This is a genomic window from Synechococcus sp. MIT2312, from assembly GCF_059772315.1.
Window position 1 is genome coordinate 1371307 of record NZ_CM186281.1, and the last position, 23905, is coordinate 1395211.

Sequence of the window (23905 nt, forward strand, 5' to 3'; positions counted from 1 at the left end):
TCACAACGGAGTGACCTTCGTCAATCCATCCGAACTTTCAGCGGCTGGATCATGGCGGGAAAACCCTGAGCCGGCGTTGATCACTGGATCCATAAACATCGCTCTGGAGGCTGTAACGCGCCACGAGATCCGCCTGCATCTGAAGAACGTTCTCATTGCGCGGCAGAAGTTCAACCGGACGCCCCTGTGGCATCACAATCTGCTCCACTGCAAGACGGCATTCCTCAAGAGCAGCCAAGGCATCGCCTCGATCCGGATGAGCGAATGACCTCTCAGGCTCCTGATCCTTTCTGGGCAGTGGCTGGCGGTTGAGCAGTCGCTCCAGAGCTCGCTCGACCTGAGCCAGGGAGTCCGACTTGATCACAAGAATCGGCACCCCAGCCTCCCTTGCTTGTCGGCGCAGCTCCGGCTGGCGTCCCAACCCCCGACGCACGCTCAGCAGCACATCAGCACAGGCCAGATCGTCAACAGCATTGACAGGCCAACCATGGCAGCGGACAGCTTCTTCCAGTCGCTGCTGACTGAGTCCACAGCAGAGCACCTGCAGCTTCAGCTCAGGCGGGGCTTCAACAACAGCGGTTTTTGCGGGAGCATCATCCCTGGGAACCGAACGCCTGGGATCGGGCAAAGGCACAACGGCCAGAGCAGGCCGCCGCTGAGGAGGCTGGGGTGTTGAAGGTTCTGGGTCGACAAGCCTGACGCCGCCATCCGCCATCAGTTCGCGCTCCTGAGGCCTGGGGCTTTGTCCACGCAGCAACAGATCCACCGTGCGCCCAACATCGTCATGAACTGCCCAGCGATGACGACTGTGCATCTCCACAGCGAGCGGGAAGGTGGGTTCAGCGGCACGCTCCAGCACCGTTTTCTGGGTTCGGCGACGGCGAGCCTCGTCGTCGCCAAGGGTGACGGACTCAATTCCCCCCACCAGATCGCACAGTGTCGGATTCTTGATCAGATTGGCGAGGGCATTGCCGTGGGCCGTGGCCACAAGCATCACTCCCCTCTCGGCAATCGTGCGTGCCGCCTGAGCTTCCAGCTCAGTGCCGATCTCATCGATCACGATGACTTCAGGCATGTGATTTTCAACCGCCTCGATCATCACCTGATGCTGAAGTTCGGGCCTGGCCACCTGCATGCGCCTGGCACGACCGATCGCTGGATGTGGGATGTCTCCGTCACCAGCGATTTCATTACTGGTGTCGATCACAACGACCCGCTTGTGCAGATCATCGGCCAGGACACGGGCAATTTCCCTGAGAGCTGTGGTCTTGCCCACACCGGGGCGTCCCATCAGCAGCAGTGACTCTCCGCTGTCGAGCAGATCACGGACGATGGCGACTGTTCCGAAAACGGCACGTCCAACACGACAGGTGAGGCCGACCACGTCACCGCTGCGATTACGGACGGCACTGATGCGATGCAGTGTTCGCTCGATGCCGGCACGATTATCTGCACCGAACTGGCCGATCCTGCTCACCATCTCCACGAGATCGTGGCGCTCCAGGCAGCGGCCGCCAAGTTCCACCGAGCGACCTGGATAGCGCGCTTCCGGGACCCGACCGAGATCGAGCACGACCTCAAGCAGCTGATCACGACGTTCAGCGGGCGCAAGAGCTTCCTGAACTGCAGTGGGCAACAGCGCGAGCAGGCGCTGCAGATCATCGGTGATGCGCTCGGTACTCATGGCCCAGGCTCCCAGTGCTCATCAGGACCTGAACGCCTTCTAGCAGGACTGAGTCCCCAACCGGGACGCTCAGGGGCGTGAAAGCCAAGGAATCACAAGATCCCGCGCAAGCGAGAGAGCCTGCTCCCAGCCGAAGGGCCAGTCACGCAGGGTGGTCCGGCGGCATTCCGCCTCCTGCAGAAGAGGTTGCACGATCGAGCGGGCCTTGCCACCGAAGGCAACACCTGCCGGACCTCTGCAACGCGGCAGCCCAAGACCATCCAGCAGGCCAATGGTCGCGCCGTTGGTTCCTCCCGCCAGCTGCAACGGCCCCGGAGGTGCACTGGTCCGAACCTGTTGCCAGAGCCGCAGAGCCGCACGGGCCGTGCCTGCACCGACATCGCCGCTCATCGGACGTCCATCCAGCTGCCAGAGAGGACGAAATCCATATTTGCGCAGGGCTTCATGGCGCCCCCACAGCTCCGTGACCAGATCTTCGGAGCGAAGACCATGCCCTTCAAGACCGCAGCTCACCGCCAGCCTGCGCAGAGGAATCGAGGCAGCGGCTACCTGCTCAAGCGTGCGATCAAAGTCCTGCTTTCGCCCAGGTGCGGTATGAACCTCAATCGCATCAGGTTGCAGCTCGGCCAGTAAAGGGGCGAGGTTGTCGAGCCCCACTCGATGATCGGAGGTTTCAATCAGGCCAAGGGGGCAGGCCGGTAAACAGCGCCCACAGCCGTAGCAACGGTTGGGGTCGACACCAGGACCGGGATGAATGGCATCAGCCGGGCAGACCCTCTCGCAGGGCCGCGCACAATCAGGCGGGCAACGGGACGGGTCAAAGACAGCCTTCCGAAAATGGGCATCGCGTCCATCACTGACGCTGACCATCAACCAGGGGGAGTGACCAGTGCGTTCCCGGGCCCAGCTGAGACCGGTGCGAGCGGCATTGACGACAGCGGCGTCAGCGGCCACATCGACACACTGAACACCGGCAACGGCATAGAGGGCACAGAGGTCTGCAACCGCCGCCAAATCCTGATTACTGGCCCCACAGATCAATTTGACCCAACGACCCTCGTCGAGGGCTTCATCACCGGCGGCCTGTGAACCGGTGACCGGCAGAAGACAGGTGGTCAGGCTCCCAGCAGCCGTGTCATCGGCTGCCAGCGCAGGCTGCGCGCACCACCCATTTCCACCACAATCTTCAAGCGCGGCTCACGCCGGCAAAGGTCACAGAGAGACAGCAGTTCCGATCGAGACAGCACCTGACCCTCGATCAACCAGAGAACAACCGGTTTGTCTCCCAGAAAAATCTCTCCGAGTTGAGGCATGACTTCCTGGACCTCTCCAACCGCCGCACCACGTCCAACGCTTTGATGTCCAAGGTGTGGAGGTCGCACGCCGTGTTTCTGCAGCAGAAACACCTCCGGATCTCCGAGTCCACGGGCTGAAGAGATCTGTGTGCGGTAGCCGGCGCCGCGCAGTCGCCTCAGCAGACGCGTCTCTGCACCACCCTCAAGGGGAGCATGAACTGCCATGACACCGGCGGACTCCAGTTCACGGCGGAAACCCCGACCTGAAAGCAGCAACGGCATGGAATCAGTCCAGATGAAGTGAGTCTGGCAGCTGATCAGGGATGAATGGAAGCCGGAAGGCAGTGGTGTAGGGTTTTTGTTTGCTCTGCCGATCTGTGCCCGTCCGCTAGCCGGGCCTCCAGTTCCAAGAGCAGGTCCGGCGAGTGCGCCGGATCTTCAGGCCAGTGCAATTCAGCGATTTCATTCGTTGCATTGCCGGGAAACTACCGACCCTCACCGGTTGATTAAGTCCCAGCCAGCTGATTCGCTCGCTAGCCCCAATCCGAATTGCACCAGCGGTTTCCGCTCAAGCGTTCGGCCATGACTGCGTCATCTCAATCAGCGCCCTTCAGGCCACAGCCTTAGCAGCGTCAAGCTGCAACAGCTGAGGTTGTCCACGCTGGCGTCATTACCTCCCATGTCCATCGGCATCCTTGGGAAGAAACTGGGTATGTCCCAGTTCTTCGACGAGCAAGGCAAAGCCGTCCCGGTCACTTTGATCGAGGCGGGGCCTTGCCGGATCACCCAACTCAAGACCACTGAAACTGACGGCTATGAAGCCGTTCAGATCGGCTTTGGCGAAACACGCGAAAAGCTGATGAACAAGCCCGCCAAGGGTCACCTCGCCAAATCCGGCGAAGGAATCCTCCGCCACCTGCGTGAATATCGCGTCGACGACCTTCAGGGTCTCGAGCTGGGTGGCGCAATCACCGTGGGTGATTTCGAGGCAGGCCAGAAGGTTGACGTCAGCGGCGACACCATGGGCCGTGGCTTCGCCGGTTATCAGAAGCGCCACGGCTTCAGCCGAGGCCCGATGACCCATGGCTCGAAGAATCATCGCGAGCCGGGTTCAACCGGTGCCGGCACCACGCCTGGTCGGATCTATCCCGGCAAGCGGATGGCGGGTCGCTACGGCGGCAAGAAGATCACCACGAGGGCCCTCACGATCCTCAAGGTGGACAGTGACCGAAACCTGCTCGTGGTCAAGGGCTCTGTTCCTGGCAAGCCTGGATCTCTACTGAACATCCGGCCAGCCAATCGTGTGGGTGCCAAGCCCGCCAAAGGAGGTAAGTGATGGCCAATTGTGTTGTTCGTGACTGGCAGGGCAAGGAAACCGGAAAGGCTTCCATTGACCTGAAGGTGGCCAAGGAAACCACTGCCGTTGACCTGATGCACCGCGCGGTGCTGCGCCAGCAGGCTCACAGCCGTCAGGGAACTGCAAGCACTCTCACCCGTGCGGAAGTACGAGGTGGCGGACGCAAGCCCTACAAGCAGAAAGGAACCGGTCGTGCCCGTCAGGGATCGATCCGTACACCTCTGCGTCCAGGCGGCGGCATCGTGTTTGGTCCCAAGCCCCGCACCTACAACCTTGCGATGAATCGCAAGGAGCGTCGTCTGGCCCTGCGCACCGCGCTGATGGCTCGCATCGACGACGTGATTGTGGTGAAGGACTTCGGAGCAGCTCTCGAAGCGCCAAAAACCCGTGAAGTCGTTGACGCACTCGGGCGCCTCGGAGTAGCTGCCGACGCAAAGGTCTTGATTGTGCTCACCGCACCCAGCGAGGTTGTGCGACGGTCCGTTCGCAATCTCGAGAAGGTGAAGCTGATCACAGCTGACCAGCTCAACGTCTTCGATCTGCTCCACGCCAATTCTCTGGTGTTGGGCGAAGAGGCACTCGCAACCATCCAGGAGGTCTACGGAGATGACTGAGCGTTTCACAGGACGCCTGGCGGACGTGATCCGCAGGCCCCTGATCACCGAAAAAGCCACCCGAGCACTGGAAATGAACCAGTACACCTTCGAGGTGGACCATCGAGCTGCCAAGCCCGACATCAAAGCCGCTGTTGAGCAGCTGTTTGATGTCAAGGTCACCGGCGTGAGCACCATGAATCCTCCCCGCCGCAGTCGTCGGGTCGGCAAATTTGCCGGCAAGCGCTCTCAGGTGAAGAAGGCTGTGGTGCGCCTCGCTGAGGGCAACTCCATCCAACTCTTCCCTGAGTCCTGAGGGGTCTGAAACGTCATGGCAATTCGTAGCTTCCGCCCCTACACACCCGGCACCCGCACCCGGGTCGTCACCGACTTCAGTGAAGTCACCGGCCGCAAGCCGGAGCGTTCGCTTGTGGTGTCCAAGCACCGCCGCAAGGGACGCAACAATCGCGGTGTGATCACCTGTCGCCATCGTGGCGGTGGCCACAAGCGTCAGTACCGCATCGTCGATTTCCGACGCAACAAGCACGGCGTCCCCGCCAAGGTGGCCGCCATTCACTACGACCCGCACCGCAATGCGCGGCTGGCCCTTCTCTTCTACACCGATGGTGAGAAGCGATACATCCTGGCGCCAGCCGGAGTCACCATCGGTCAGACCGTGGTGTCAGGGCCTGAATCTCCCATCGAGATCGGCAACGCCATGCCGCTCTCTGACATTCCCCTCGGTTCCAGCGTTCACTGCGTGGAGCTTTACGCCGGTCGCGGTGGACAAATGGTCCGAACTGCCGGAGCCAGCGCTCAGGTGATGGCGAAGGAGGGGGATTACGTCGCCCTCAAGCTGCCGTCCACTGAGGTTCGCCTGGTGCGCCGTGAGTGCTACGCCACCATCGGCGAAGTCGGCAACTCGGAGATCCGCAACACCAGCCTGGGCAAAGCAGGGCGCCGGCGCTGGCTCGGACGCCGACCTCAGGTGCGAGGCAGTGTGATGAACCCCTGCGACCACCCCCATGGTGGTGGTGAAGGCCGAGCTCCGATCGGCCGTTCCGGTCCCGTAACCCCCTGGGGCAAGCCTGCGCTGGGCCTCAAGACCCGCAAGCGCAACAAGCCGAGTAACAAGTTCGTCCTCCGCAAACGTCGCAAGACGTCCAAGCGGAGCCGTGGCGGACGCGACTCATGATGCTGCTCACCATTCTGTCGTTCGCTTAATCCGCCATGGGACGTTCACTTAAAAAAGGCCCCTTCATTGCTGACAGCCTGCTTCGCAAGGTTGAAAAGCAAAACGCCGCCGATGACAAATCGGTGATCAAAACGTGGTCAAGGGCTTCCACGATCCTGCCGATGATGATCGGCCACACAATCGCGGTTCACAACGGCCGCACCCACGTGCCGGTCTTCGTGACCGAACAAATGGTGGGCCACAAGCTCGGCGAATTCGCCCCCACCCGCACTTTCAAAGGCCACATCAAAGACAAGAAAGGAGGCCGCTGAGACCATGACAACGTCATCCCCAACGGCAACTACCGCCCAGGCCCACGGCCGCTTCATCCGCGGCTCCGTGTCCAAGGTCCGGCGGGTGCTCGATCAGATCCGCGGTCGCAGTTATCGCGATGCGCTGATCATGCTCGAGTTCATGCCGTACCGCTCCACGGGTCCCATCACCAAGGTTCTGCGTTCTGCAGTGGCCAATGCCGAGCACAACCTCGGACTTGACCCTTCAACCCTGGTGATCTCCCAGGCCAGCGCAGACATGGGTCCCTCCATGAAGCGCTACCGGCCCCGTGCCCAAGGTCGCGCTTTCGCGATCAAAAAGCAGACCTGCCACATCAGCATTGCTGTGGCAGCCCAGACCGACTCCTGACCCCCTAGCACCCCGACTGATGGGACACAAAATCCATCCAACCGGCTTACGCCTGGGGATCACCCAGGAGCACCGGTCACGCTGGTACGCCCCCAGCAAGAGTTATCCGAGCCTCCTCCAGGAGGACGATCGGATTCGCAAGTTCATCCACAAGAAATACGGCTCCGCCGGTATCAGTGACGTGCTGATTGCCCGCAAGGCCGATCAGCTCGAAGTTGAGCTCAAAACCGCACGCCCCGGCGTGTTGGTTGGACGCCAGGGCAGTGGCATCGAAGAGCTGCGCTCCGGCATCCAGAAAACCGTCGGTGATCTGAACCGTCAGGTTCGGATCAATGTGGTCGAGGTCGAGCGTGTCGATGCCGATGCTTTTCTGCTTGCCGAATACATCGCTCAGCAGCTTGAGAAACGTGTGGCGTTCCGTCGCACGATCCGCATGGCCGTGCAGCGAGCACAGCGAGCCGGCGTTCTGGGCCTGAAGATCCAGGTTTCAGGCCGCCTGAATGGTGCTGAGATCGCTCGTACCGAATGGACACGCGAAGGTCGGGTGCCTCTGCACACCCTTCGCGCAGACATCGACTACGCCACCAAGGTCGCCAGCACCACCTACGGGGTGCTCGGCATCAAGGTCTGGGTGTTTAAGGGCGAAGTGCTGGGTGATGAAGCCCAGCAACAGCTGCCTGTGGGGGCAACCCCGCGGCGTCGGGCCGGTCGCAGGCCCCAACAGTTCGAAGACCGCTCCAACGAGGGTTGAACAGGAGGCCTGAACCATGCTGAGTCCAAAACGCGTCAAATTCCGTAAGCAGCAACGCGGCCGCATGCGCGGTGTCGCCACTCGTGGCAACACCATCGCCTTCGGTCAGTTCGCACTGCAGGCACAGGAGTGCGGCTGGATCACCTCGCGCCAGATCGAGGCCAGCCGTCGTGCCATGACCCGCTACGTCAAGCGTGGCGGAAAAATCTGGATCAGGATTTTTCCTGACAAGCCGGTCACCATGCGCGCTGCCGAAACCCGAATGGGTTCGGGTAAGGGCAACCCGGAATTCTGGGTGGCGGTGATCAAGCCGGGCAGGATCCTGTTCGAGATGGGTGGTGACGAAATCACCCCCGAAATCGCCAAGGAAGCTATGCGCCTCGCGCAGTACAAGCTTCCTGTGAAGACCAAGTTCATCACTCTCGATGAACAGGAGCAGACATCCGGTGCGCAAGCGCCGGGCGCTGCTGCCGCCACCGTGGAGTCCTGACCATGGCCCGTCCCAATGCCTCCGAACTGCGTCAGCTTTCCGACGCAGACCTCACAGAGCAAATCGTCGGTCTCCGTCGAGAGCTGTTCGATCTGCGCTTCCAGCAAGCCACCAGGCAGCTGGCCAACACCCACCGCTTCAAGCAGAGCCGCACAAAGCTGGCCCAACTGCTGACGGTGCAGAAGGAGCGCCAGAGCTCCACCGCCTCCTGATCCTTCTCTTCATACCCATGGCACTCAAGGAAAGGGTCGGCACCGTCGTCAGCGACAAGATGGACAAAACGGTGGTGGTTGCGGTGGAAAACCGCTTTCCCCATCCCATCTACAAGAAGACGGTCAGCCGTACCACCCGTTACAAAGCTCACGACGAGAACAACACGGTTCGCGTTGGTGACCGTGTTCGCATCACCGAGACCCGCCCGCTCAGCCGTCACAAGCGCTGGGCCATCGCCGAGGTGCTCAGCCACAGCCCGAAGGCTGAGGAGGTCAGCAAATGATTCAGCAGGAATCCTTTCTCACCGTTGCTGACAACAGCGGCGCCAAGCGCATCCAGTGCATCCGCGTGCTGGGAAGCAATCGTCGCTACGCCCATGTGGGCGATGTGATCGTGGCCACTGTGAAGGACGCCATGCCCAACATGGGCGTGAAAAAGTCCGATGTGATCAAGGCCGTGGTCGTCCGCACCAAAGCCACACTGCGTCGTGACACCGGCAACTCCATCCGGTTTGACGACAACGCCGCCGTCATCATCAACGACGACAAAAACCCCAAGGGCACTCGCGTCTTTGGACCTGTGGCCCGCGAACTGCGCGACCGGAACTTCACCAAAATCGTCTCCCTCGCTCCGGAGGTGATCTGAGATGGCAACTGCAACTCCGAAATCCGCCGCAGCGAAGCGCATCAAGATGCGTCTCCGCAAAGGCGACACCGTTCAGGTGATCACCGGCAAGGACAAGGGCAAGACCGGAGAGGTCCTGCGCACCCTGCCCAATGAAAACCGCGTGATCGTGGAGGGCGTCAACATGCGCACCCGCCACGTCAAACCCACTCAGGAGGGTGAAAGCGGTCGGATCGTCACTGAAGAGGCTTCACTGCATGCCTCCAACGTGATGATCTACTCCACAGACAAGAAGGTGACCAGCCGAGTCGAGCTGATCACTGAGAAGGACGGCAGCAAAAAGCGCCGCCTCAAGAAAACCGGCGAGGTGATCGACTGATCACCCCGATCCGCCTTCTGACCAAGCCCAGAAGTCCCATTCCCCAGCCATGTCACTGAAACAGCGCTACAGGGAGACCATTCAGCCCAAATTGCTGAAAGATCTAAGTCTCTCCAACGTCCATGAAGTCCCCAAGGTGGTCAAAGTCACCGTGAACCGGGGACTTGGCGAAGCTGCCGCGAATGCCAAGGCCCTAGAGGCCTCGGTGAACGAACTTGCTCAGATCACCGGCCAGAAAGTGGTGGTGACCCGAGCCAAGAAAGCCATCGCGAGCTTCAAGATCCGCGAGGGCATGCCGATCGGCTGTGCCGTGACTCTGCGCGGCGATCGCATGTACGCCTTTCTCGAGCGACTGATCAACCTGGCACTGCCCCGGATCCGTGACTTTCGCGGCGTCAGCCCCAAAAGCTTCGACGGACGTGGCAACTACACCCTGGGGGTTAGAGAGCAGATCATCTTCCCTGAGATCTCCTTCGACAAGATCGACGCCATCAGGGGCATGGACATCACCATCGTGACCACTGCCCGTTCGGATGAAGAGGGCCGGTCCCTCCTCCGCGAGATGGGAATGCCGTTCCGCAGCAACTGAGCCCTCCTCGGAAACCACTATGGCCAATCACGACCCTATTTCCGACATGCTCACCCGCATTCGCAATGCGAGTGAGAAACGTCACCAGAGCACGAAAGTACCTGCCTCCCGCATGTCACGCAGCATCGCCAAAGTGCTGCAGCAGGAAGGTTTCATCGCTGAGATCAGCGAGGAAGGCGAGGGAGTCCACACCAACTTGGTGCTTGAACTGAAGTACAGCGGCAAGAACCGCCAGCCCACCATCCGCTCCATGCAGCGGGTGAGCAAGCCTGGTCTGCGCATCTACAAGAACACCCGCGGCCTTCCCAAGGTCCTCGGCGGACTGGGGGTGGCGATCATCTCCACCTCCAAGGGTGTCATGAGCGACCGCGATGCCCGAAAGCAGGGCGTGGGCGGTGAAGTGCTCTGCTACGTCCTTTGATCTGGAGCCACAACCATGTCACGTATCGGTAAAGCCCCCATCCCCATTCCTGAGAAGGTGACCGTGAGCCTCAACGGCCTCGCTGTCACGGTCAAGGGACCGAAGGGAGAACTCAAACGCACACTGCCTGAGGGCGTGAGCATCGATCAGGTGGAGAACACCATCGTGCTGTCTCCCACCAGCAGCAAGCGCACCTCCCGTGAGCGCCATGGCCTGTGCCGCGCTCTCGTTAACAACATGATTGTTGGCGTCGAGAGCGGTTTCAGCAAAAGCCTGGAAATCATCGGAGTTGGCTCCAGGGCACAGGTGAAAGGCACCACCTTGGTCGTCTCCGCTGGTTACAGCCACCCCGTCGAGGTTGCAGCTCCTGACGGCATCACCTTCAAAGTTGAGAACAACACCAAGGTGACTGTCTCCGGGATCGACAAGGAATTGGTGGGCAATGAAGCCGCCAAAATTCGCTCCATCCGTCCGCCTGAGCCCTACAAGGGCAAAGGAATCCGGTACGAGGGCGAATGGATCCTCCGCAAGGCAGGCAAGTCGGGCAAAAAGTAAGCCACTACTAGACGCCGTTCTTCTTTACCCACCATGTCGACCCTCTCCCGTAAACAACAGACCCAGAAGCGTCATCGACGCCTGCGTCGTCACCTCAGCGGCACCGCCGGCAAACCCCGCCTGGCCGTGTTCCGCTCCAACAGCCACATCTATGCGCAGGTCATTGACGATGACGCCCAGAGCACGCTCTGCTCAGCGTCGACCGTTGACAAGGACCTGCGCACTAGCCTCAAGTCCAACGGCAACGACTGCAATGCTTCGGTAGCTGTCGGTGAACTGGTGGCCAAACGCGCCCTTGCCAAGGGCATCCAACAGGTGGTCTTCGATCGCGGCGGCAACCTTTATCACGGCCGAGTGAAAGCCCTTGCCGACGCCGCCCGGGAAGCGGGCCTTCAGTTCTGATCCTGCTCTCAACATGACCGATTCCAACCCCCAGACCAATCCCAACGACGTGCCCTCGGCGGCCGATGTTCCTGCGGCAGCTGAAGGCCAGCAGCAGCAGGAGCAACGCCGTGGAGGAGGTCGCGACCGTGGTGATCGCCGTGGCGGTCGCCGTGGTGACCGACGCAACCAGGAGCGTGACTCCGAGTGGCAGGAGCGGGTTGTCCAGATCCGCCGCGTGTCCAAGACCGTGAAAGGCGGCAAGAAGATGAGCTTCCGGGCCATTGTTGTTGTCGGAAACGAGCGCGGTCAGGTCGGCGTCGGCGTCGGCAAGGCCGGCGACGTGATCGGTGCAGTCCGCAAAGGTGTTGCTGACGGCAAGAAGCATCTCGTCAAGGTGCCTCTGACACGTCACAACTCCATTCCGACCCTGTCCAACGGTCGTGATGGTGCAGCCAGCGTGTTGATTCGCCCCGCAGCTCCCGGTACCGGGGTGATTGCTGGCGGCTCGATTCGCACAGTTCTCGAGCTTGCCGGCATTAAAAACGTGCTGGCCAAACGACTTGGCAGCAAGACTCCTCTGAACAACGCCCGGGCCGCCATGGTGGCTCTCGATAGTCTCCGCACTCACAAGGAGACCGCCAAGGAACGGGGGATCTCCCTCGAGCAGATCTACTCCTGATTCCCCATGACTCTCCGACTTGATTCCCTAAAGCCCAACAAAGGCGCCCGACGCCGCAAACTGCGCAAGGGTCGCGGCATTGCCGCTGGCCAGGGCGCGAGCTGCGGTTTCGGCATGCGCGGCCAGAAGTCTCGTTCTGGCCGGCCCACTCGCCCCGGTTTTGAGGGCGGCCAGATGCCCCTCTACAGGCGTGTGCCGAAGCTGAAGCACTTCACTTTGGTGAATCCCAAACACTTCACCGTTGTGAATGTGTCCGCGCTGAATGAGCTCAAGGCCGGCAGTACCGTCAACCTCGACTCACTGGTCAAGGATGGCGTTGTCACCAGCCCCAAGCATCCGCTGAAAATCCTCGGCAACGGGGAACTCAAAGCCAAGCTCACAGTTCAGGCCGCCGCTTTCACGGCATCAGCACGAACCAAAATCGAAGCAGCCGGTGGCACCTGCGAACTGTTGGACTGAGATCCGTTGATCGACCTCCACAGATCTAACGTCTGAGCCGTCCGCCGGATCATCATCCGCGGACGGCTTTGCTGCATCAAGCTCAATCACCCAATCTCTGTTCCATGCTCGTCAGTCGGGGACGAAATCCCAGCGCCACTGAAGTCATCACCCAGCTGGTTCAGAACCCTGAGCTGAGAGGCAGGGTTCTCACCACTCTGGGACTGTTGATGCTGGTGCGTCTCGGCATCTACATCCCGATGCCAGGCATTGACCGTGTCGCTTTCGAACAGTTCATCCAACAGGGTGGACAGTTGATTGGTTTCCTGGACATCTTCACGGGTGGCGGCATCTCCACCCTGGGCATCTTCGCTCTCGGAATCCTGCCGTTCATCAATGCTTCGATCATTCTTCAGCTGCTCACAGCATCGCTTCCGCAACTCGAGGATCTGCAGAAAAATGAGGGAGAAGCGGGTCGCCGCAAACTCGCTCAGATCACGCGCTATGTCGCACTCGGCTGGGGTCTGATTCAGAGCGTTGTTTTCGCCATGATCCTGCGCCCCTACGCAGTGGAGGGACTTCCGGTTGGTGTGTTCGTAGTGCAGACGGCACTCGCGCTGGTCACCGGATCGATGATTGTGATGTGGCTGAGCGAAGTGATCACGGAACGAGGCATCGGCCAGGGAGCCTCACTCGTGATCTTCCTGAATATCGTGGCCACTCTGCCTCAGGCTCTCGGCTCCACCATTGAGAAAGCCCAGACCGGCGATCGCAACGATGTGTTCGGAATCGTGATCCTGGTTCTGGTGTTTCTGGTCACGATCGTGGGAATCATCTTTGTGCAGGAGGGACAACGCCGGCTTCCGATCGTCAGTGCGAAGCGTCAGGTGGGCGGCGGAGCCGTCTTGCCCAATCGCCAGAGCTACCTGCCTTTGAAGCTCAATGCCGGCGGCGTGATGCCGATCATCTTTGCCTCGGCCCTGATTTTTCTGCCGATCACGATCGCCAACTTCAGCCAGAACCCTTTTCTGATCAGAGCAGCCACTGCGCTGAATCCAGGCAGCTCGAATCCATGGCCTTATGCCCTGGTGTTCTTCTCTCTGATTCTCGGCTTCTCCTATTTCTATGCGTCTCTGACCTTTAACCCCGTGGATGTCGCCAGCAATCTCAAGCGCGGAGGGGTCGCGATCCCAGGAGTCAGGCCTGGAACAGCAACGGCGAATTACCTCGAAGGTGTGAAAAACAGACTCACCCTGCTGGGTGGACTTTTCCTCGGCGCTGTGGCCATCATTCCTTCCGCCGTGGAACGAGCAACCAATGTGCAGACATTCCAGGGGCTTGGAGCCACCTCGCTGCTGATCCTGGTGGGTGTTGCCATTGACACTGCCAAGCAAGTGCAGACCTACGTGATCTCCCAGCGCTACGAGGGAATGGTGCGCCAGTAACAGGCAGGTTCGATCAGTCGCCCCGACCCAACACAACAGCGGTGGATCTTCCAAACCTGCTGATCTCGTCTACCCCAACCACCCAGAATCGCTATGAAACAACGTCTTCTGTTTGTGGGCCCTCCCGGTGCCGGCAAAGGCACGCAAGCTGCCCGCCTCTGCGAAAAGCACGGTCTTCGGCACCTGTCCACCGGCGATCTGCTCAGAGCTGAGGTGGCCGCAGGCAGCGACCTGGGCAAGGAAGCGGAAGCCGTGATGAACAGGGGCGAACTGGTCACAGACAGCCTGGTGCTGGCCATCGTCAAGGCACAGCTGTCTTCGCTCAATGGTCAGGGCTGGCTGATGGATGGCTTTCCACGCAACGTGGCGCAGGCCGAGGCACTGGCGCCACTGCTTCAGGAGCTCGATCAAGCGATTGAGAGCGTCGTGTTGCTCGAGCTGGATGATGCGGTTCTGATCGAGCGACTGCTCGGCCGCGGCCGTGCTGACGACAACGAGCAGGTGATCCGCAACCGTCTTGAGGTCTACAAGCAGCAGACAGCTCCTCTGATTGATCACTACAGCAGTCAGAACCTGCTGGTCAGAGTGCAGGCCAACGGCAGTGTTGACGCGATCGCTGAGCGAATTGAAAGCATTATTGCTTGACCCACTGTGGTACGGTAGCTGTTTGCAACAATGGAGAGCTTCGCCCCATGAAGGTGCGTTCCTCAGTTAAAAAAATCAGCCCTGACGATCAAATCGTCAAGCGCCGAGGTCGCATCTACGTGATCAACAAGAAGCGTCCTCGCAACAAGCAACGCCAGGGCTAAAGCCTCGGTGCACCGTCTCAAGGCAGGATCCTGTCCCTGCCACCCTGAATTGAAGACTTCCCAGGCAAAGGAAGTCATTGTCCACCTCGATTAATTGCTCAGTGGCACGGATAGCTGGTGTCGACATTCCCCGCGAAAAGCGAATTGAAGTCGCCCTCACCTACATCTACGGAATTGGCCCAACGCGGGCCAGAACCATCCTTTCCAAGACCGGTGTCAACCCAGACATCAGGGTGAAGGATCTTGAGGACGGTGATGTGCAGAAATTGCGCGGTGCCACCGAAGCCTTCACGATCGAGGGTGACCTGCGCAGGCAGGAGGGGATGGCGCTTAAGCGCCTCCAGGACATCGGCTGCGTGCGCGGTCGTCGCCATCGCATGAGCCTCCCGGTGCGCGGACAGCGAACTCGCACGAATGCGCGAACCCGTCGCGGAGCTCGCAAGACCGTGGCCGGCAAGAAGAAGTAAGCCGCTTCGGTCCATTCGGACCCTTCAGTTCCTCAAGCCCCCTCCATCTCAAGGCCCATGGCCAAAACAGTCAAAAAATCAGGCCCCAAAAAGGCCAAGCGCAACGTTCCCAACGGCGTTGCCCACATCCAAAGCACCTTCAACAACACGATTGTTTCGATCACCGACACCACTGGGGAAGTCATCTCCTGGTCCTCGGCAGGTGCCAGCGGTTTCAAAGGTGCACGCAAAGGCACCCCGTTTGCTGCTCAGACCGCAGCCGAAGCAGCCGCCCGCAGAGCTCTCGAGCAGGGCATGCGTCAGATCGAAGTGCTTGTGCGTGGCCCCGGCTCAGGCCGTGAAACTGCGATCCGTGCTCTACAGGTCGCAGGTCTGGAAATCACGTTGATCCGCGACGTCACCCCCCTGCCGCACAACGGCTGTCGCCGTGCCAAGCGTCGGCGCGTCTGAGCCAACGCGTCCCCGTTCAGGTCCCTCTCTCCCCCGACTCAGACCGTGTTGCAATACCAGATCGACCGCATCGAGCATCAGATCGCTGACGATCGCTCCCAAACCGGTGTATTTCTCATCGGCCCCCTTGAGCGGGGCCAGGCCACAACCCTGGGCAATTCCCTGCGGCGTGTGCTCATGGGCAACCTTGAAGGCACCGCCGTTACGGCAGTCCGAATTGCCGGAGTCAATCACGAGTACGCAACCATCCCCGGAGTTCGGGAGGACGTGCTCGACATTCTGCTGAACTGCAAACAGATCACAGTCAACAGCCGAACTAACGAGCTGGAGATCGGCCGTCTGGTGGTTGCTGGCCCTGCAACAGTGAAAGCCCGCGATCTGCAGTTCTCCTCTCAGGTCCAGGTGGTCGATGGAGAACGCGTGATCGCCACGGTGAGCGATGGCTACAGCCTCGAGCTCGAGGTTCATGTGGAACGCGGCGTGGGCTATCGCCCCGTGGATCGTCACAACGAAGACACCAGTGCCATCGATCTTCTGCAGATCGACTCCGTGTTCATGCCCGTGCACCGGGTGAATTTCACCATTGATGAAACAGCGGTAGCTGAGGGCGGTTCCGCTCGCGAGCGCCTGCGCATGGAAGTGGTGACCGATGGTTCGATCACACCTGACGACGCCATTGCTCAGTCCGCGAACCAGCTGATCGAGCTGTTCCAACCACTCGCCACCGTCACCATGGTGGAAGAAGTTCAGGTGGAACCTGAACCCACTGCCGAAGCACAGATTCCTCTTGAGGAATTGAATCTTTCTGTGCGTGCCTACAACTGTCTGAAGCGCGCTCAGGTCAATTCCGTTTCTGATCTGATGGGCTTCAGCTACGAGGATCTACTAGAGATCAAGAACTTCGGTTCCAAGTCGGCTGATGAGGTGATTGAAGCGCTTGAAAGGATCGGCATCCAGATCCCCCAAAGCCGCACCAGCGTCTGACTCTTACCCGCCCATTATCCAGCCCCTTCAGAACCATGCGTCACCAATGTCGAGTCCCACAGCTGGGACGTCCCGCTGACCAACGCAAAGCCATGCTTCGCGGCCTCACAACTCAGCTGATCCGCGAAGGTCGCGTCACCACCACCAAAGCCCGTGCCAAAGCACTGCGTGACGAAACCGAACGGATGATCACACTGGCCAAGGAGGGCAGTCTTGCTTCCCGGCGCAGGGTTCTGGGTTACGTGTACGACAAGCAGCTTGTGCATGCTCTGTTCGAGAAAGCTCCCGATCGCTACAGCGATCGCAAAGGTGGCTACACCCGCATCACCCGCACTGTGCGTCGTCGTGGGGACAATGCCGAGATGGCCATCATCGAACTGGTCTGAAGTCCGGCGTCAGCATCACGGAAATCACTATCCCGAAACCCTCGGCTGATTCTGTCGGCATCCGTCTTAGACGGATTGCTCTCAGTCTCCAGTACGAGGGTTCTTCGTTTTGTGGATGGCAACGTCAACCCAACGGCACCAGTGTGCAATCGGTGCTCGACGAGGCCATCTCAGCCCTCGACCCCCATCGGCCGATCCAGACCGTGGCAGCAGGGCGAACCGATGCTGGCGTGCATGCATCGGGCCAGGTTGTGCATTTCGACAGCTGCGGTCCGATTCCAGCCAGGCGCTGGGCCCCAGCTCTCAATGGCCGTTTGCCGTCCTCAATCCGGGTGCGAGAAGCGGTGGAACGTCCACTCGGATGGCACGCCTGCTACTCCGCCAGCTACAGGCGCTATCGCTACACCCTCTACAACGGACGAAGGCCGAACCTGTTTCTTGCACCCTGGAGCTGGCATCGCTACCAGACACGGCTGGATGAAGGGGCGATGGAACAGGCGCTTCGTGGTCTGCTCGGTAGTCACGACTTCGCAGCGTTCCAACGCGCGGGAAGCCGACGATCGCACTCACGCACAACGATCCAGGACGTGTCCATCCAGCGGCGAGGAGACCTGATTCACTTTGAGATTCAGGCCAGCGGTTTTCTCTATGGGATGGTGCGTCTGCTGACGGGGCAGCTCGTGGCGGTGGGAGAGCACCGACTGACTCCGGAGCACTTTGAACGCCGCTGGAGAGAACGCCGACGCAGTGAAGTGAAAGATGGAGCCCCGGCGCAGGGACTCTGCCTGCTGCGCGCTGGTTATCCGGAAACCATCTTCAGCAAGGGCGGCTGGTACGATTGTCAACCGACTTTTTTTCTGGCCTCAGAGGACCCGCCTCCGGATCCTCCCCTATGGCCGATCAGTACCTGAGCGGTCGATTCCACTCACCTGACTCGATCAGTGAGTGAGGGAACCACCGACAGGTAAAGTCGTTCTTTGAGCTCTGTTCAGCACGCCACGGCGTGACTGAAGCTCCCTGCCCAGCTTCGTCGCTCGCGACGGGGCATAACCGAACCGGCATGCCGGCGCGATGAACAAGACCTCCGTCCCCTCCATCGATTCAATCGACCGCCAGTGGTATCTGGTGGACGCTGAGAATCAAACGCTCGGCCGCTTGGCGACCGAAGTGGCTTCCGTGCTCCGCGGCAAGAACAAAGCCAGCTACACCCCGCATCTCGACACCGGCGATTTCGTCGTTGTCGTGAATGCCGACAAGGTGAAGGTGAGTGGCAGCAAGCCGCAACAGAAGCTGTATCGCAGACATTCCGGACGCCCCGGTGGGATGAAGGTGGAGACCTTCGCTCATCTCCAGGAGCGTCTTCCCGAGCGAATCGTGGAAAAAGCCATCAAGGGCATGCTTCCCCACAACGCTTTGGGTCGCCAGATGTTCCGCAAACTGAAGGTGTACAAGGGTGCCGACCATCCGCATTCCGCCCAGCAGCCTCAGCCCCTGCAGCTCGATCCCGCCGCTTCCGCCAAATGAGCACGTCTAACTCCGTCGTTTACTGGGGCACCGGTCGCCGTAAGACCTCAGTCGCCCGCGTTCGCCTGATCCCCGGGAACGGCACGATCACCATCAATGGCCGTCCTGGCGATAATTATCTCAACTACAACCCCGCATACATCGCTGCCGTCAAGGCTCCGTTGCAGACGCTGGGTCTGACCACTGAGTACGACGTGCTCGTCAACGTGCGCGGTGGTGGTCTCACCGGACAGGCTGATGCCATCAAGCAGGGCGCCGCCAGGGCCCTGTGCGAGCTTTCCTCCGACAACCGCAAGCCCCTGAAAACGGAAGGCCACCTCAGCCGTGACCCACGGGCCAAGGAGCGTCGCAAGTACGGCCTCAAGAAAGCCCGCAAAGCTCCCCAGTTCTCCAAGCGCTGATCCCTGTCATGCCCAAGCCCGACATTCATCCCACCTGGTACCCCGACGCCAAGGTGATCTGCAATGGAGAAGTGGTGATGACCACTGGCTCCACACAGCCCGAAATTCACGTGGACGTCTGGAGCGGAAACCATCCGTTCTTCACAGGCACCCAGAAGATCCTCGACACCGAGGGACGCGTGGACCGCTTCATGCGCAAATACGGCATGGGCAGCACCGCCAGTGTCAACGAAGAGAAACAAGCTCCCGCCAAGGACGAGGCGAAGTCGGAATCCTGATGCGCTCTGCAATCGACGCACAAGCGATCGATCGCCACGATTTTTGCCCCCGAATGCAGACAGCGCTCTGCCTTCGGGGCTTTTTTCTGAAAGGACACCACAGCCAGGTCCTTTGCCGACCATGCTTCTGAGGCCATGGACTCCTCAACTCTGATCAGCCGTCTTGAGGCCGCGACCAGCAGTTTCCACAATCTGGAACGCCAGCTCGCTGACCCCGATGTGGCTTCGGATCCGGAGCGCCTGCAATCTGTGGCCAAGGAGCGTTCGCGCCTTGAACCTCTGGTCGTCGATTACACCAGCCTGCAGAACGTTCTGCAGGAAAGGGAACAGGCGCGGATGCTGCTGCGTGAAAGCCGCGGCGATGCCGAGATGGAAGAACTCGCTCAACTGGAACTGCAGTCTCTGGAGCAACGCCATGACGAACTGATCCAGCGGCTGACGCTCGCATTGCTGCCCCAGGATCCGCGCGATCAACGCAGTGTGATGCTGGAAATCAGAGCCGGTGCCGGGGGCGATGAAGCCTCGCTCTGGGCTGGAGATCTTGCCCGCATGTATGAGCGATTCAGCAGCCGACGCGGTTGGACGGTCCAGCCCGTGAGCGCAAGCGAAGCCGACCTTGGCGGCTACAAGGAGCTGATTCTTTCCGTGAAAGGCGATGCCGTCTTCAGTGAACTGAAGTTTGAAGCCGGTGTGCATCGCGTACAGCGTGTCCCTGCTACCGAATCACAGGGCCGAGTGCACACATCCACAGCGACGGTGGCTGTGATGCCCGAGGCAGATCCCGTGGAGGTTCAGATAGAACCCGGAGATCTAGAGATCAGCACGGCTCGATCAGGAGGAGCCGGCGGACAGAACGTGAACAAAGTGGAGACAGCCGTGGACCTGCTGCACAAACCGAGCGGCATCCGTGTGTTCTGCACCCAGCAACGCTCCCAGCTCCAGAACCGGGAACGGGCCATGGAGATTCTGCGAGCCAAGCTCTATGAGCGGCAGCTCGCCGAAGCCAATGAACGGGAGAGTTCAGCCCGTCGCTCCCAGGTGGGTACGGGCGACCGCAGCGAGAAGATCCGCACCTACAACGCCAAGGACAACAGAGTCACCGACCATCGACTCGGCAGAAACTTCAGTCTTGAGTCCGTTTTACAAGGACAGATGGAGGATGTGATCGGCGCCTGTGTCGCCGAGGAACAGCGCAGCAAACTGGAGCAACTCAGCCAGCAGACCGACGATTAATCAGAACGGGTCAGACCCCGATCACGTATTTGGCCCATTCACTGTGGCGACCTGAATCAATCTGACGAACAGCCTCGAAACTCAGACTGCTGAGGGGACGGCGCGGAACACGCTTGAGAGGCATGCCGGCTTCGGATGGGGTACGACTGGCTTTACGCACATTGCAGCTGGTGCAGGCCGTGGTCACGTTGTCCCAGGCATCCGTTCCACCGCGGCTGCGGGGGATCACATGGTCGATGGACAGGAGTTCGCGGCTGCCGCAGTACTGACAGGTGTGATTGTCACGCTGAAACAGATTGCGGCGTGTCAGTGGGACCTGGCGAAAGGGCACTCGCACGAACTGACGCAGACGGATCACCGTTGGCAGGGGCATATCACTGCGGACAAGGTGTTTGGAATCGTGCTCCAGACCTTCGGCTTTCCCCTTGATCATCATCACGACGGCTCGACGCCAGGTGGTGATGTTCAACGGCTCGTAGGACGCATTGAGAACGAGAACCTGGCCCATGCCAGCTCCCTGATTACACGGCATGCTATCGGGGTCACAAGGGCAGCTTTGTGACCTTCACTACCCAGTCCCGATGCCAGACCTGTCCGCCGATCGCACAAGCCCCACCAGCCCTGAAACGGCTGCTGGCGCTGACCCGCGACAGCGAGCCTGGATGGAGGTATCGGCTTCAGCCGTTGAACACAACGCCAGAGCGTTGAGGCGGTTGCTGGCATCCGACTGCTCCCTGATGGCGGTCGTCAAGGCTGACGGCTACGGACATGGCGCCGAAACAGTTGCCCGGGCAGCCATCTGCGGGGGGGCGACCAGTCTGGGAGTCGCCACCCTGCAGGAGGGAATCGAATTGCGACGCGCCGGCCTGGAGCTGCCGGTGCTCGTGCTGGGCAATCTCACCCAACCTGAAGAGCTGCGTGCCTGTCTGCACTGGCAACTGATGCCCACGCTGAGCAGCATGCGCGAGGCACTGCTCTGCCAAAACCTTGCCAGTGGCAGCGGCCGTGAGTTCACGGTGCAGCTCAAGCTCGACACCGGCATGACACGACTTGGCTGCGACTGGGAAGACGGGGAACGTCTGACTGAAGCGATCCTGCAACTCGATCAATTGAATCTGGGTGGTGTTTACAGCCATCTCGCTCTGGCCGATGGCGAACTCGAAGGGCATGCCGATCGGATCACCCGCCTGCAGCAGGAGCGGTTCGAGGCCGTGACGCGCAAGCACCGACAAGAGGGTTTACAGCGACATCTGGCCAATTCGGCAGGCACCCTGCGGGATTCATCACTGCATCACGATCAGGTACGCGTGGGATTGGCTCTCTATGGGCATGCCCCTGGTGCCCATCTCGAGCAGAGCCTGGATCTTCAACCGGCGATGACCGTCAAAGCTCGGGTCAGCCTGATCCGTGAGGTCGCAGCAGGTGTGGGGGTGAGCTACGGGCACCGCTTCGTCACCAGTCGGCCCAGTCGACTGGCTGTGATCGGAATCGGCTACGCCGATGGCGTGAGCCGCTGCCTGTCGGGGCAAATCCATGCCCTGCATCGTGGCCAGCCCCTTCCTCAGGTCGGTGCGATCACCATGGATCAACTGATGCTGGATGTCACCGACCATCCCGATCTGGAGAGCGGTGATGTGGTGACGCTTCTGGGACAGGATGATCAGCAGGTGATCCGCCCTCAGGACTGGGCGGAACTGTCGGGTTCCATCCCCTGGGAAGTGTTGTGCGGTTTCAAGCACCGCCTGCCGCGACTGGTGGTCTGAACAAGCACCCTCTTGATAGGGTGGGCGAGCCGCTGGAGAGGTGGCTGAGTGGTTGAAAGCGGCTCCCTGCTAAGGAGTTACAGGAGGCAACTTCTGTCGAGGGTTCGAATCCCTCCCTCTCCGTTGAACTGAATCACGCGTCGTCAATCGGCTCCGTATTGCGCGAGTTGTGTCGCGATCAGAGGAAGCAGTTGTTCGTCGCCGGCGCGCTCCTGACCTTCGCTGAAGACCACCAGCAGAGAAGGTGCCTGCCCGTCGAGGCACCACCAGGCCGCGTCGTGACGGGCCTGACTCATCCAGCCGGCTTTACTCCAGAGCTGACTGCCTTGCGGCAAACCCTCCCCAAGGAAGCCATCCACTTGATTCTCGGGATCTTCCAGCCTGTCTGCTTTGCAGAGTGAACGAGCCAATCGGGCTCGCAGTCTCTGACAGGCCGGAGGTGAGAGCACGCCATCGGTCATGACCGCTTCGAGGATCCTGGCGACAGCGGCCGTGCAGAGGGCATTGCGATTGTTGTTGTCTTCCCCGTAGAACACTCGCTCGCGTCCATAGGGACCATCACCCCAGGTTTTCTGGCAACAGTTGACGCGCTCCAACTCAGGCCAGCCGAAACCATGAAACCAGTCGTTCACTCGGCGACGTTGCTGCTGCCACTGCTCCCAGGCAGGGGAGCGCAACGACGGACCACTCGTTGTGCCGGTCAGCAGATCCACGATCAACCCAGTGGCGTCATTGCTGGAGTCGGCCAGCATGTCGAGCAGCGCACGACGCAGTTCATCGCTGTCTGGAATCAGATCACGTTGCAGCCAGTGCTCCGCCGCCACGGCGTACAACAGCTTCACCACACTCGCCGGATAGAGCAGCTTCTGGTCAGCCCAGGCCGCACCGCTGCCGCTGCCATTGGTCGGAAACGTGGCGTCGTAACGGACCCAGGTCACAGCCAACTGATCATGCAGGCCGGGACGGCCATCGGCTGCCAGCCTGTCGATCAGAGCAACGAGGTGCTGCTGCATTGCCGGCTCGGGACGGTAGAACGCCATGGCAATGGCTACAGGCAATGCCGACCCTAGGCACCCCGATCACTCCCGACCTGATCAGCCCAGGAAGCTGCTGGAAACTGCTGTGTGGGCAGAACGGCTACGCCACGCCAACAGAGAGCGGACTGGCCACCCAGGCCGCAGCGGGCCGAGGCTTCAAGGTCGCTGCACCATTGCGAACCGAAGATCGCGGGCGTTTGCAGGTTGTTCTTCTCGAGGACGGCTACCCCTGCTGGCTGTCCATGGATGAACTGGCCGATCAGGCTGTGGCCTGTGAAGCGTGGCAGCCACGCCTGCTCACAAGCTCTGACATCACCAGCCGGCTGAATGCGGTTGTGAAGTGGCTGGAAGCCGCGGCCGCAATCACCAACACCTACCTCTGGGGAGGCACCATCGGGCCTGATCTGGACTGCTCCGGCCTTGTGCAGACAGCCTTTGCCAGCACTGGGATCTGGCTGCCCAGAGATGCTTATCAGCAAGAACGGTTCTGCCAGCCGCTGGCGGTGCAACCGAATGATGTGAACGCCTTGCGCTCCGGTGATCTGATCTTCTTCGGCACACCTGAGCGCTGCACGCACGTCGGCATCCATCTCGAAAACGGCCGCTACATGCACAGCTCAGGGATTGAACATGGCCGCAATGGCATCGGCATCGACAGCCTGAATCCCCAGGATCTACACCCCGTGGCCAGTCACTACAGGGCTGAACTGCGGGGTGCCGGCAGGGTGATGCGTTGCCATGACGGCAGCACCCTGCCCTGAAGGAGAGACAATGCACAAGATCTCCGCGAGACGGACTCA

General features: G+C 60.4%; 37 protein-coding genes and 1 tRNA gene. 33 read left to right on the top strand and 5 right to left on the bottom strand.

Annotated features, from left to right (window positions below; all coding sequences use genetic code 11):
* Positions 1–49: 49 nt before the first annotated feature.
* The 3 genes from AC6EI9_RS08040 to AC6EI9_RS08050 form a co-directional block, all read right to left on the bottom strand.
* The gene (locus AC6EI9_RS08040) at positions 50–1684 is read right to left on the bottom strand and encodes an AAA ATPase domain-containing protein (protein WP_498467283.1); all 1635 of its coding nucleotides are present in this window, start codon (positions 1682–1684) and stop codon (positions 50–52) included.
* A 69-nt stretch (positions 1685–1753) separates the two neighbouring features.
* Complete coding sequence (locus AC6EI9_RS08045) at positions 1754–2788, bottom strand: Light dependent period protein LdpA domain-containing protein (protein ID WP_498469977.1); 1035 nt, start codon at positions 2786–2788, stop codon at positions 1754–1756.
* Between the two features lie 11 nt (positions 2789–2799).
* Positions 2800–3261, bottom strand: coding sequence for an NAD(P)H-quinone oxidoreductase subunit N (locus AC6EI9_RS08050; RefSeq protein WP_498467285.1), 462 nt, complete (start codon positions 3259–3261; stop codon positions 2800–2802).
* 397 nt (positions 3262–3658) lie between these two features.
* Here AC6EI9_RS08050 and rplC point away from each other — a divergent pair, with 397 nt between their 5' ends.
* The 30 genes from rplC (at position 3659) to prfA (ending at position 20305) form a co-directional block, all read left to right on the top strand.
* Positions 3659–4315 (top strand): 50S ribosomal protein L3, encoded by a 657-nt coding sequence (gene rplC, locus AC6EI9_RS08055; RefSeq protein WP_498467286.1) that lies wholly within the window; start codon positions 3659–3661, stop codon positions 4313–4315.
* Positions 4315–4950, top strand: a complete 636-nt coding sequence (gene rplD / locus AC6EI9_RS08060) for a 50S ribosomal protein L4 (protein ID WP_498467288.1) — start codon at positions 4315–4317, stop codon at positions 4948–4950. The genes rplC and rplD overlap by 1 nt, the downstream gene beginning before the upstream one ends.
* Positions 4943–5245: a 50S ribosomal protein L23 gene (locus tag AC6EI9_RS08065; RefSeq protein WP_498467289.1), complete on the top strand. Its 303-nt coding sequence runs from the start codon at positions 4943–4945 to the stop codon at positions 5243–5245. Before rplD ends, AC6EI9_RS08065 begins: the two co-directional genes overlap by 8 nt.
* A gap of 15 nt (positions 5246–5260) precedes the next feature.
* Positions 5261–6124 (top strand): 50S ribosomal protein L2, encoded by an 864-nt coding sequence (gene rplB, locus AC6EI9_RS08070; RefSeq protein ID WP_498467290.1) that lies wholly within the window; start codon positions 5261–5263, stop codon positions 6122–6124.
* A gap of 35 nt (positions 6125–6159) precedes the next feature.
* Positions 6160–6435 (top strand): 30S ribosomal protein S19, encoded by a 276-nt coding sequence (rpsS, locus tag AC6EI9_RS08075; protein WP_006854824.1) that lies wholly within the window; start codon positions 6160–6162, stop codon positions 6433–6435.
* A 4-nt stretch (positions 6436–6439) separates the two neighbouring features.
* Positions 6440–6805 (top strand): 50S ribosomal protein L22, encoded by a 366-nt coding sequence (gene rplV / locus AC6EI9_RS08080; protein ID WP_066904449.1) that lies wholly within the window; start codon positions 6440–6442, stop codon positions 6803–6805.
* Between the two features lie 19 nt (positions 6806–6824).
* Positions 6825–7556 carry a 30S ribosomal protein S3 gene (gene rpsC / locus AC6EI9_RS08085; protein ID WP_066904453.1) on the top strand — a complete coding sequence of 244 codons (732 nt, stop codon included), beginning with the start codon at positions 6825–6827 and terminating at the stop codon, positions 7554–7556.
* Between the two features lie 16 nt (positions 7557–7572).
* Positions 7573–8046: a 50S ribosomal protein L16 gene (gene rplP / locus AC6EI9_RS08090; RefSeq protein ID WP_115124895.1), complete on the top strand. Its 474-nt coding sequence runs from the start codon at positions 7573–7575 to the stop codon at positions 8044–8046.
* Positions 8047–8048: 2 nt separating this feature from the next.
* Positions 8049–8258, top strand: coding sequence for a 50S ribosomal protein L29 (gene rpmC / locus AC6EI9_RS08095; RefSeq protein ID WP_114993316.1), 210 nt, complete (start codon positions 8049–8051; stop codon positions 8256–8258).
* Positions 8259–8275: 17 nt separating this feature from the next.
* Positions 8276–8542: a 30S ribosomal protein S17 gene (gene rpsQ, locus AC6EI9_RS08100; RefSeq protein WP_498467292.1), complete on the top strand. Its 267-nt coding sequence runs from the start codon at positions 8276–8278 to the stop codon at positions 8540–8542.
* Complete coding sequence (gene rplN, locus AC6EI9_RS08105) at positions 8539–8904, top strand: 50S ribosomal protein L14 (RefSeq protein ID WP_066904467.1); 366 nt, start codon at positions 8539–8541, stop codon at positions 8902–8904. The genes rpsQ and rplN overlap by 4 nt, the downstream gene beginning before the upstream one ends.
* Before the next feature lies 1 nt (position 8905).
* Positions 8906–9262, top strand: a complete 357-nt coding sequence (gene rplX / locus AC6EI9_RS08110; RefSeq protein WP_067095313.1) for a 50S ribosomal protein L24 — start codon at positions 8906–8908, stop codon at positions 9260–9262.
* A gap of 49 nt (positions 9263–9311) precedes the next feature.
* On the top strand, positions 9312–9851 hold the full coding sequence (gene rplE, locus AC6EI9_RS08115; protein WP_066904473.1) for a 50S ribosomal protein L5: 540 nt from the start codon (positions 9312–9314) through the stop codon (positions 9849–9851).
* A 19-nt stretch (positions 9852–9870) separates the two neighbouring features.
* The gene (rpsH, locus tag AC6EI9_RS08120) at positions 9871–10272 is read left to right on the top strand and encodes a 30S ribosomal protein S8 (protein ID WP_066904475.1); all 402 of its coding nucleotides are present in this window, start codon (positions 9871–9873) and stop codon (positions 10270–10272) included.
* A gap of 15 nt (positions 10273–10287) precedes the next feature.
* Entirely contained in the window at positions 10288–10827 is a 540-nt protein-coding gene (gene rplF / locus AC6EI9_RS08125) for a 50S ribosomal protein L6 (RefSeq protein WP_066904479.1), read from the top strand.
* Between the two features lie 33 nt (positions 10828–10860).
* Positions 10861–11229 (top strand): 50S ribosomal protein L18, encoded by a 369-nt coding sequence (rplR, locus tag AC6EI9_RS08130; protein ID WP_498467293.1) that lies wholly within the window; start codon positions 10861–10863, stop codon positions 11227–11229.
* A gap of 13 nt (positions 11230–11242) precedes the next feature.
* Entirely contained in the window at positions 11243–11890 is a 648-nt protein-coding gene (gene rpsE / locus AC6EI9_RS08135; protein ID WP_186990393.1) for a 30S ribosomal protein S5, read from the top strand.
* Between the two features lie 6 nt (positions 11891–11896).
* The gene (rplO, locus tag AC6EI9_RS08140) at positions 11897–12349 is read left to right on the top strand and encodes a 50S ribosomal protein L15 (protein ID WP_066904488.1); all 453 of its coding nucleotides are present in this window, start codon (positions 11897–11899) and stop codon (positions 12347–12349) included.
* Between the two features lie 104 nt (positions 12350–12453).
* The gene (gene secY, locus AC6EI9_RS08145; RefSeq protein ID WP_066904995.1) at positions 12454–13773 is read left to right on the top strand and encodes a preprotein translocase subunit SecY; all 1320 of its coding nucleotides are present in this window, start codon (positions 12454–12456) and stop codon (positions 13771–13773) included.
* 93 nt (positions 13774–13866) lie between these two features.
* Positions 13867–14418, top strand: coding sequence for an adenylate kinase (locus AC6EI9_RS08150; RefSeq protein WP_498467294.1), 552 nt, complete (start codon positions 13867–13869; stop codon positions 14416–14418).
* 47 nt (positions 14419–14465) lie between these two features.
* Positions 14466–14582 carry a 50S ribosomal protein L36 gene (gene rpmJ / locus AC6EI9_RS08155; protein ID WP_066904998.1) on the top strand — a complete coding sequence of 39 codons (117 nt, stop codon included), beginning with the start codon at positions 14466–14468 and terminating at the stop codon, positions 14580–14582.
* A gap of 101 nt (positions 14583–14683) precedes the next feature.
* A complete protein-coding gene (rpsM, locus tag AC6EI9_RS08160) occupies positions 14684–15049 on the top strand; it encodes a 30S ribosomal protein S13 (RefSeq protein ID WP_498467296.1) in 366 nt (121 codons plus the stop codon).
* Between the two features lie 57 nt (positions 15050–15106).
* Positions 15107–15499, top strand: coding sequence for a 30S ribosomal protein S11 (gene rpsK, locus AC6EI9_RS08165; protein ID WP_066904496.1), 393 nt, complete (start codon positions 15107–15109; stop codon positions 15497–15499).
* Positions 15500–15544: 45 nt separating this feature from the next.
* The gene (locus AC6EI9_RS08170) at positions 15545–16483 is read left to right on the top strand and encodes a DNA-directed RNA polymerase subunit alpha (protein WP_498467297.1); all 939 of its coding nucleotides are present in this window, start codon (positions 15545–15547) and stop codon (positions 16481–16483) included.
* 35 nt (positions 16484–16518) lie between these two features.
* Entirely contained in the window at positions 16519–16869 is a 351-nt protein-coding gene (gene rplQ / locus AC6EI9_RS08175; RefSeq protein ID WP_066904502.1) for a 50S ribosomal protein L17, read from the top strand.
* 23 nt (positions 16870–16892) lie between these two features.
* The gene (gene truA / locus AC6EI9_RS08180; RefSeq protein WP_498469978.1) at positions 16893–17780 is read left to right on the top strand and encodes a tRNA pseudouridine(38-40) synthase TruA; all 888 of its coding nucleotides are present in this window, start codon (positions 16893–16895) and stop codon (positions 17778–17780) included.
* 160 nt (positions 17781–17940) lie between these two features.
* A complete protein-coding gene (gene rplM / locus AC6EI9_RS08185) occupies positions 17941–18393 on the top strand; it encodes a 50S ribosomal protein L13 (protein ID WP_067095280.1) in 453 nt (150 codons plus the stop codon).
* Complete coding sequence (rpsI, locus tag AC6EI9_RS08190) at positions 18390–18794, top strand: 30S ribosomal protein S9 (RefSeq protein WP_066904513.1); 405 nt, start codon at positions 18390–18392, stop codon at positions 18792–18794. Before rplM ends, rpsI begins: the two co-directional genes overlap by 4 nt.
* Before the next feature lie 8 nt (positions 18795–18802).
* On the top strand, positions 18803–19072 hold the full coding sequence (gene rpmE / locus AC6EI9_RS08195) for a 50S ribosomal protein L31 (RefSeq protein ID WP_498467298.1): 270 nt from the start codon (positions 18803–18805) through the stop codon (positions 19070–19072).
* A 135-nt stretch (positions 19073–19207) separates the two neighbouring features.
* A complete protein-coding gene (gene prfA, locus AC6EI9_RS08200) occupies positions 19208–20305 on the top strand; it encodes a peptide chain release factor 1 (protein WP_498467299.1) in 1098 nt (365 codons plus the stop codon).
* A gap of 10 nt (positions 20306–20315) precedes the next feature.
* On the opposite strand, the gene AC6EI9_RS08205 is transcribed toward prfA, so the two are convergent.
* Positions 20316–20813: an HNH endonuclease gene (locus tag AC6EI9_RS08205; RefSeq protein ID WP_498467301.1), complete on the bottom strand. Its 498-nt coding sequence runs from the start codon at positions 20811–20813 to the stop codon at positions 20316–20318.
* 73 nt (positions 20814–20886) lie between these two features.
* Between AC6EI9_RS08205 and alr the strand changes: the two genes are divergently transcribed.
* On the top strand, positions 20887–22068 hold the full coding sequence (gene alr, locus AC6EI9_RS08210; RefSeq protein WP_498467302.1) for an alanine racemase: 1182 nt from the start codon (positions 20887–20889) through the stop codon (positions 22066–22068).
* Positions 22069–22102: 34 nt separating this feature from the next.
* Positions 22103–22191, top strand: a tRNA-Ser gene (locus tag AC6EI9_RS08215).
* 20 nt (positions 22192–22211) lie between these two features.
* On the opposite strand, the gene AC6EI9_RS08220 is transcribed toward AC6EI9_RS08215, so the two are convergent.
* Positions 22212–23108: a serine hydrolase gene (locus AC6EI9_RS08220; RefSeq protein WP_498467304.1), complete on the bottom strand. Its 897-nt coding sequence runs from the start codon at positions 23106–23108 to the stop codon at positions 22212–22214.
* A 17-nt stretch (positions 23109–23125) separates the two neighbouring features.
* On the opposite strand from AC6EI9_RS08220, the gene AC6EI9_RS08225 reads away from it, so the two are divergent.
* Positions 23126–23866, top strand: a complete 741-nt coding sequence (locus AC6EI9_RS08225) for a C40 family peptidase (protein WP_498467305.1) — start codon at positions 23126–23128, stop codon at positions 23864–23866.
* The last annotated feature ends 39 nt before the right edge of the window (positions 23867–23905 follow it).